This window comes from Lysinibacillus sp. 10T31, from assembly GCF_056394365.1.
Genome location: NZ_JBFTHS010000009.1, coordinates 118,987 through 125,854, shown reverse-complemented (window position 1 = coordinate 125,854; position 6,868 = coordinate 118,987). Strand labels below are relative to the sequence as shown.

Sequence of the window (6,868 nt, the reverse complement as noted above, 5' to 3'; positions counted from 1 at the left end):
AAACAAATTTCGAAGAAGTATCACCAGAAGAACTAACAGAATCATTAAACTATATCAACAACCGACCAAGAAAATGTCTTGGTTGGAAAACTGCAAACGAGGCTTTTAATGAGCAATTGTTGCACTTAATTTGACAAATCATCAAATAATAAAAAACTTTGTGAAAAAATGTGAAGAAAATGTGACGAAACCAGATGGAATGATGGATGCGCTTACATTAGTTTGTGAAAAATTTCTCATTTACACAAGAAAAATACTATGTGAAAAGTTGAACAGGCTTAATGCCGGTATTTGTACATTTTTTACAAAGCAAACCGATGTCATTGTTATATTAACATAATTGATTGTGAAGTTAATAACAAAACGAAGAAGTGATTAAAAAGATAATGAATGGCTCTATTTCTTAGAAAATTTAAAATTGACAGAAAATTCGTTGACTTTACTTTCACAAAGTATTATGATTCTGGAATATATAATAATTCAAAAGAAAAGGATGGGATTGAATGGATATTATGAAAAAGGCTTTAGAAATGCACGAGTATTATAGTGGGAAATTAGAGGTGATTTCTAAAGTACCTGTACAAGATTCATATGATCTAAGTCTTGCGTATTCGCCAGGAGTAGCTGCGCCTTGTATAGAGATTGAAAGAAATCCATCACTTGTTTACGACTATACAATGAAAGGAAACATGGTAGCGGTTGTTTCGGATGGTACTGCGGTATTAGGGTTGGGGGATATTGGTCCGAAGGCGGCATTACCGGTAATGGAGGGGAAGGCCATTTTATTAAAGCGCTTTGCCAATGTGGATGCTTTTCCTATTTGTTTAGATACGAAGAATACGGATGAAATCGTCAACATTGTGAAGGCGCTTGCTCCCACTTTTGGAGCTGTCAATTTAGAAGATATTTCAGCACCAAGATGCTTTGAAATTGAAGATCGTCTGCGCCAAGAATGTGATATTCCTGTATTCCATGACGATCAGCATGGAACGGCGATTGTAGTAGGTGCAGGGATGATTAATGCCAATCGTATTGTGAAAAAAGATGTGGCAACGATGAAGGTTGTAATTAATGGTGCAGGAGCAGCGGGTATTGCTATTTTGCGTATCCTTGTGCAAATGGGCTATAAAAATATTTATATGTGCGATACAAAAGGTATCATCTATGAAGGTCGCGCTGAAGGTATGAATCCAATTAAAGAAACGGTGGCCCATTTAACAAATCCAGAAAAATTACATGGAACATTGGATGATGCCATTAAAGGTGCTGACGTCTTTATCGGTGTATCAGTTGCCAATTTATTAACAGAAGCACATATTGCTTCAATGAATGAAGATCCAGTCGTGTTTGCTCTAGCAAATCCAAATCCTGAAATTACGTATGAAAATGCCAAAGCATGGGGTGTACGTATTATGGGGACAGGGCGCTCCGATTATCCAAACCAAATTAACAATGTGCTTGCTTTCCCTGGTATTTTCCGTGGGGCGTTGGATGTTCGAGCAACAGATATTAATGAGGCAATGAAAATAGCCGCAGTGGAAGCAATAGCCGCTCTTGTAAGTGATGAGGAATTAACGGAGGAATATATTGTACCTAAATCATTAGATGAGCGGGTTGTTGAAATTGTTTCACAAGCTGTCAGTGGTGCAGCTGTTGAGTCAGGTGTGTCGGAGCTATTCCAACAAAATACAGTCCTTTCTATTTAATATGAATATGAATCTAAAAAAATCTCCCGCTCTCATAGAGAGGGGAGATTTTTTTTACATCGAACCGATAAATATGCCGAAAATCAAAAAGAGAACAATAATCAGAATAATGATTAAGAAAAGGGAAAAAATGGTTGGAATTAAAAGTGTAAAGAAAGCCATCCAATTGGATATTTGATGTGCTTCTGCAACAATTCCTACTGTAATAACAACGTTCCAAATGACAACCACAAACGTTAATAAAGTGGCAAGCCAAAAAATCCAAGGGTAAGGACCAGCGAAGTCAGGATCCATTAAAGACTCTGGTGATGTAAATAACCAAATTAAATAAAAAGGAATAAGTACTATATATGGAATAGCAGTTAAACTTAGCCCTTTGAATAAGTCTGAATACGTACCAGTTCCTTTAAAAAGTTTACCGAACAGCCAAGTGATTAGTGCAGCAAAAGCCGTACCAATTATCCCTGAAATAGGTGATAGAATAACGCAAAGTAGTACGATAAGCCAAGGAGACCAGTCTATAAAAGTTATCTTATCAATAATATCTGAAAGCGTAACACCAATATAACCAATTGACATGAGAAGAATCGCAAAACCTATTGATTTTTCATCTATCATGTAACGGGTTGTTTGCTTTGGATGCAACCAAATAGACAAAAATGGATTAACCTTTAGCCTTTCTCGTGATGTTTCATTAAAGTCATCCATTAAATTACCTCCAAAATAATAGTATAAATTCATTATGCGTATAATTAGTATACGAGTGATCCAATGAAAAGTTTCATAAGAAAGTAAAAAACATCTTAGCAACAAAAAAGAGCCGCAAGAATGCGACTCTTTATTACTCGTATCTAGTCAGACATGACATATTAATAGAATGGATTTTTTATTCAGCTAACATAATTTTTTCAAGCTCTAATGGTTCTATGTATTGTTCGCCTTTGTAAGCGCGCATATTACCACCCGAAATTTCATCTATTAATAAAATTTCATTTGTTTTAGCATCGCGGCCAAACTCTAATTTAATATCATAAAGTGTTAATCCTTTTTTTGCAAGCTCTGCAGCAACAAATTTAGCAATTTCGATTGTGCGTTGTTTTAAAATTGCGTATTCTTCGTGAGTTAACAGGTTTAACATGGCTAAAGCATCTTCAGAAATAGGAGGATCTAGTCGATCGTCATCTTTGATGGTAACTTCTACAAAAGAATCTAAGTCTTGTCCTTCTTTAACGTAAGCACCATAGCGACGTAGGAAAGAGCCTACTGCCTTGAAGCGGCAAATGACCTCTAAACCTTTACCGAAAACAGTTGCTGGTTTTACCGTCATTGTTGCATCGTTGAAGTTTGCATCAACGTAGTGAGTAGGAACACCTTGTTCGTTTAGTTTTGAGTAGAAATAAGAAGTTAAGCGAAGTCCAGCTAATCCAGCACCGTCGATTGTTAATCCAACAGTATTAGCACCTGGGTCGAATACGCCGTTCTCTCCAGTTACATCATCTTTAAATTTTAATAAGTAATGACCATCTTCTAATTGAAACACATTTTTCGTTTTACCTGTATACAATAATTCCACAAAAAACCCTCCAATATTTCATAGTACTACATCATTATAACACGAATGTTTTGAATAATTAATAGTAAAAATGTTCGTTTTAAATGATATTTTTCGCGTTTTTTAACTTCGTATCTAATAAAAAACAAGATGATAACGAATATTCGTTATCATCTTAGGGTAGGTTAATTGTTATTAATAAACACCTTCAGCTAGCATGCCATCAGCAACTTTAACGAAGCCAGCGATGTTCGCGCCAACTACAAGGTTCCCAGGGTAACCATATTTTTCGGCAGCTGCTTTACTGTCCGCATAAATGTTTTTCATAATTTCATGTAATTTAGCATCTACTTTTTCAAATGACCAGAATACGCGACTTGAATCTTGCGCCATTTCAAGAGCAGATACAGCAACTCCTCCAGCGTTAGCCGCTTTAGCAGGTCCGAATAGTACGCCTGCATTTAAGAATTCGTTAATTGCTTCAAGATCTGATGGCATGTTTGCACCTTCAGCAATAGCTTTTACACCGTTAGAGATTAAAGTACGGGCTGAATCGCCATTAATTTCATTTTGAGTAGCACATGGAAGTGCGATGTCACAAGGGATCGTCCAGATACCAGTGCAGCCTTCTGTAAATGTAGCATTTGGACGATAGTTTAAGTAAGTGGAGATACGATCGCCTTTTACTTCTTTAATTTCTTTAATTGCATCAAGGTCTAAACCTTCTGGATCGTAAACAAAACCTGAAGAGTCAGAGCAAGCAACAACTTTCGCGCCGTAAGCTTGTGCTTTTTCGATAGCATATGTTGAAACGTTACCAGAACCAGAAACTACAACTGTTTTACCTTCGAATGAATCGTTGACATCTTTTAGCATTTCATTTACAAAATATACAGTACCATAACCAGTTGCCTCTTTACGGGCTAAAGAACCACCATAACCAGGAGTTTTACCTGTTAATACACCAGATTCGTTTGCTTTTGTTAAACGCTTATATTGACCCCATAAGTATCCTACTTCACGAGCTCCAACACCGATATCACCAGCAGGAACATCGACATCTGGACCAATATGGCGGTATAATTCAGTCATGAATGCTTGACAGAAGCGCATGATTTCCGAATCTGATTTACCTTTAGGATCGAAGTTTGATCCACCTTTACCACCACCGATTGGTTGGCCTGTTAAAGCATTTTTAAAGATTTGTTCAAAGCCTAAAAATTTGATAATTGATTCATTTACGGAAGGATGGAAGCGAAGACCGCCTTTGTATGGGCCCATTACGTTGCTGTATTGCACACGGTAACCACGGTTTACTTGAACTTGATTGTTATCATCTTGCCAAGCTACACGGAAGGAAATGATACGATCTGGCTCAACGATACGAGATAAGATATTGGCTTTAATATATTCAGGGTGTTGTGCAAATACAGGCACTAATGAAATGAAAATTTCTTCAGCTGCTTGTAAGAACTCCGCTTGATAACTGTTTTGTTGTTTTAGTTGCTCGAATACACCATCAACGTATTCTTTCGCTAATTGTTCGTTGCTTACAGTTGTAGTTGTCATAGTAAAAAACCTCCAGTTATTTGATATTTGTATCGTATATCTATTTTTCGCACTATTCAATAAAATACTTTTTCCAACAGTCTTAAGTTTGTGAAAAATTGAACAAATGGAGGTGAGTTTTTATTATATTGAAATAATAACGTGATGAGTGATCTATCTAATTATGAGAAAGGAATGATGCTTTATTGTGAAGGTTTTAATTGACGCTGATGCCTGTCCAGTCGTGGATTTAGCGCTATCTATATCATCTGAGTTTGAGATTGAAACAATCTTGTTTTGCGATACATCCCACCGTGTTGAACGTGATAATGTAATAACAATTATTGTTCCTAAGGGTCCAGATTCGGTTGATTTTACGCTAGTGAATGCGCTTTCAAAGCATGATATTGTCATTACACAGGATTACGGTTTAGCAGCTATGGTTTTGGCAAGAGGAGGTTATCCGATCGATCAAAATGGGCGAGAGATGTCCAATGAAAACATCGAACGTTTGCTCGATATGCGCCATGTTGGACAGAAAATTAGACGTGCTGGAGGACGTACGAAAGGGCCTAAAAAGCGAACTCAAGAAAACAATATTTCATTCGAATTGAAATTTCGACAAATTTGTGAACGAGCGATTTCAGCTCAAAAAATGGAGGATACTAAAGATGAAAAATGAGCTTAAACACGAACTATTTATTCAATTTCCAAGACTAAATGATTTAGCAAACCATGATACTGTACTTTGGGAAAATACAAATCGAGAAAAAAAGGCGCAAACAAATCTTTTTTCGATGGAGGAAGTTGAGGAGGCAGAAGAAACACTTAAACGCTTTTCTTCCTATTTAATTTTAGCATTTCCAGAGCTTGTGGAAAGCAAAGGACTTATTGAATCATCTTTACAAGAAATCCCATCGATGAAGAAAGCTCTTGAAAAGGAATTTGATGTTTTAATACCAGGCCAATTTATCTTAAAATGCGATCATGCTTTGCCAATTTCCGGCTCTATTAAAGCCCGTGGTGGTATTTTTGAAGTATTAAGACATGCAGAACGACTTGCAATCGCTAGTGGCAAGCTAACAAAAGAGGATAGTTATGCAGTGTTGGCAACAGAGGACTTTCAATCGTTCTTCCAGCAATACACAATTGCCGTAGGTTCTACGGGTAATTTGGGATTGAGTATCGGCATTATGGGCAAAAAACTCGGCTTTAATGTCGTTGTACATATGTCGAGTGATGCAAAAGAGTGGAAAAAAGCATTGCTGCGTGAAAAAGGTGCAACAGTTATTGAATATGAAGCTGATTATAGCGTTGCTGTAGAACAAGGTCGTCGAGAGGCTGAACAAGATCCTATGTGTCATTTCATTGATGATGAAAATTCGAAGGACTTATTTGCCGGCTATGCAGTGGCAGCGAAGCGTTTAAAAGCACAGTTTGAAAAGACGAACATTACTGTGGGTGAAGCCCATCCATTGTTCGTATATTTGCCGTGTGGTGTAGGTGGAGGACCGGGGGGAGTTGCGTACGGCATACGTGAAATTTTTGGCGAGCATGCCCATATCTTCTTCGCTGAGCCCGTAGCATCCCCTTGTATGACAATTGGCTTAATGACAGGTTTACATGATGAAATCAGTGTAGAAGATATCGGCCTTAATAATAAAACCGAAGCGGATGGCCTTGCTGTTGGTCGTGCGTCAAAATTTGTTGGGAAAGTGATGGAAACTTATGTGAGCGGTTGTTATACAGTGAAAGATGAAGAATTATTTACGTCGCTCGGTTTAGCGATGGATTCGGAAGGTCTATTTTTAGAGCCATCTGCGCATGCAGGGATGTTCGGACCGATTCAGTTAATGAAAAATGGACAAAGTTATTTAGAAAAGCATGATTTAGTTGATAAGATGGAGCAAGCTACCCATCTTGTATGGGCAACAGGTGGAAGTATGGTGCCGGTGGAAATGCGTGAGGAATACATGGCAAAGGTAATGAAGTAGCAAGAATTAAAGATTAAGGTAGTTAGGTAATGAGAAAACGCAAGAATGCTGTCGGAATCAACATTCTT

The 6,868-nt window shown here is 37.5% G+C and carries 6 protein-coding genes and 1 pseudogene; 4 read left to right on the top strand and 3 right to left on the bottom strand.

Translation table 11 applies throughout. The features are described 5' to 3' along the window. Together AC1DCY_RS07645 and AC1DCY_RS07640 are read left to right on the top strand one after the other, a co-directional pair. Positions 1-134 (top strand): annotated as a pseudogene (locus AC1DCY_RS07645) (IS30 family transposase); the annotation flags it as partial. Positions 135-503: 369 nt separating this feature from the next. Continuing rightward, entirely contained in the window at positions 504-1,706 is a 1,203-nt protein-coding gene (locus AC1DCY_RS07640) for an NAD(P)-dependent malic enzyme (RefSeq protein WP_477348890.1), read from the top strand. Between the two features lie 54 nt (positions 1,707-1,760). On the opposite strand, the gene AC1DCY_RS07635 is transcribed toward AC1DCY_RS07640, so the two are convergent. The 3 genes from AC1DCY_RS07635 to gdhA form a co-directional block, all read right to left on the bottom strand. After that, positions 1,761-2,414 carry a Yip1 family protein gene (locus tag AC1DCY_RS07635; protein WP_477348889.1) on the bottom strand — a complete coding sequence of 218 codons (654 nt, stop codon included), beginning with the start codon at positions 2,412-2,414 and terminating at the stop codon, positions 1,761-1,763. A gap of 178 nt (positions 2,415-2,592) precedes the next feature. Beyond that, the gene (locus tag AC1DCY_RS07630; protein WP_477348888.1) at positions 2,593-3,279 is read right to left on the bottom strand and encodes a phosphoribosylaminoimidazolesuccinocarboxamide synthase; all 687 of its coding nucleotides are present in this window, start codon (positions 3,277-3,279) and stop codon (positions 2,593-2,595) included. Positions 3,280-3,453: 174 nt separating this feature from the next. Next, complete coding sequence (gene gdhA / locus AC1DCY_RS07625; protein WP_477348887.1) at positions 3,454-4,827, bottom strand: NADP-specific glutamate dehydrogenase; 1,374 nt, start codon at positions 4,825-4,827, stop codon at positions 3,454-3,456. A 187-nt stretch (positions 4,828-5,014) separates the two neighbouring features. On the opposite strand from gdhA, the gene AC1DCY_RS07620 reads away from it, so the two are divergent. Together AC1DCY_RS07620 and AC1DCY_RS07615 are read left to right on the top strand one after the other, a co-directional pair. After that, positions 5,015-5,488: a YaiI/YqxD family protein gene (locus tag AC1DCY_RS07620; RefSeq protein WP_477348885.1), complete on the top strand. Its 474-nt coding sequence runs from the start codon at positions 5,015-5,017 to the stop codon at positions 5,486-5,488. After that, positions 5,478-6,800, top strand: coding sequence for a D-serine ammonia-lyase (locus AC1DCY_RS07615; protein ID WP_477348883.1), 1,323 nt, complete (start codon positions 5,478-5,480; stop codon positions 6,798-6,800). Before AC1DCY_RS07620 ends, AC1DCY_RS07615 begins: the two co-directional genes overlap by 11 nt. Positions 6,801-6,868 lie beyond the last annotated feature (68 nt).

Coding starts and splice junctions, on each gene's coding strand:
- AC1DCY_RS07640 (WP_477348890.1), top strand. CDS start 504: ATGGATATTATGAAAAAGGCTTTAGAAATGCACGAGTATTATAGTGGG.
- AC1DCY_RS07635 (WP_477348889.1), bottom strand. CDS start 2,414: ATGGATGACTTTAATGAAACATCACGAGAAAGGCTAAAGGTTAATCCA.
- gdhA (WP_477348887.1), bottom strand. CDS start 4,827: ATGACAACTACAACTGTAAGCAACGAACAATTAGCGAAAGAATACGTT.
- AC1DCY_RS07615 (WP_477348883.1), top strand. CDS start 5,478: ATGAAAAATGAGCTTAAACACGAACTATTTATTCAATTTCCAAGACTA.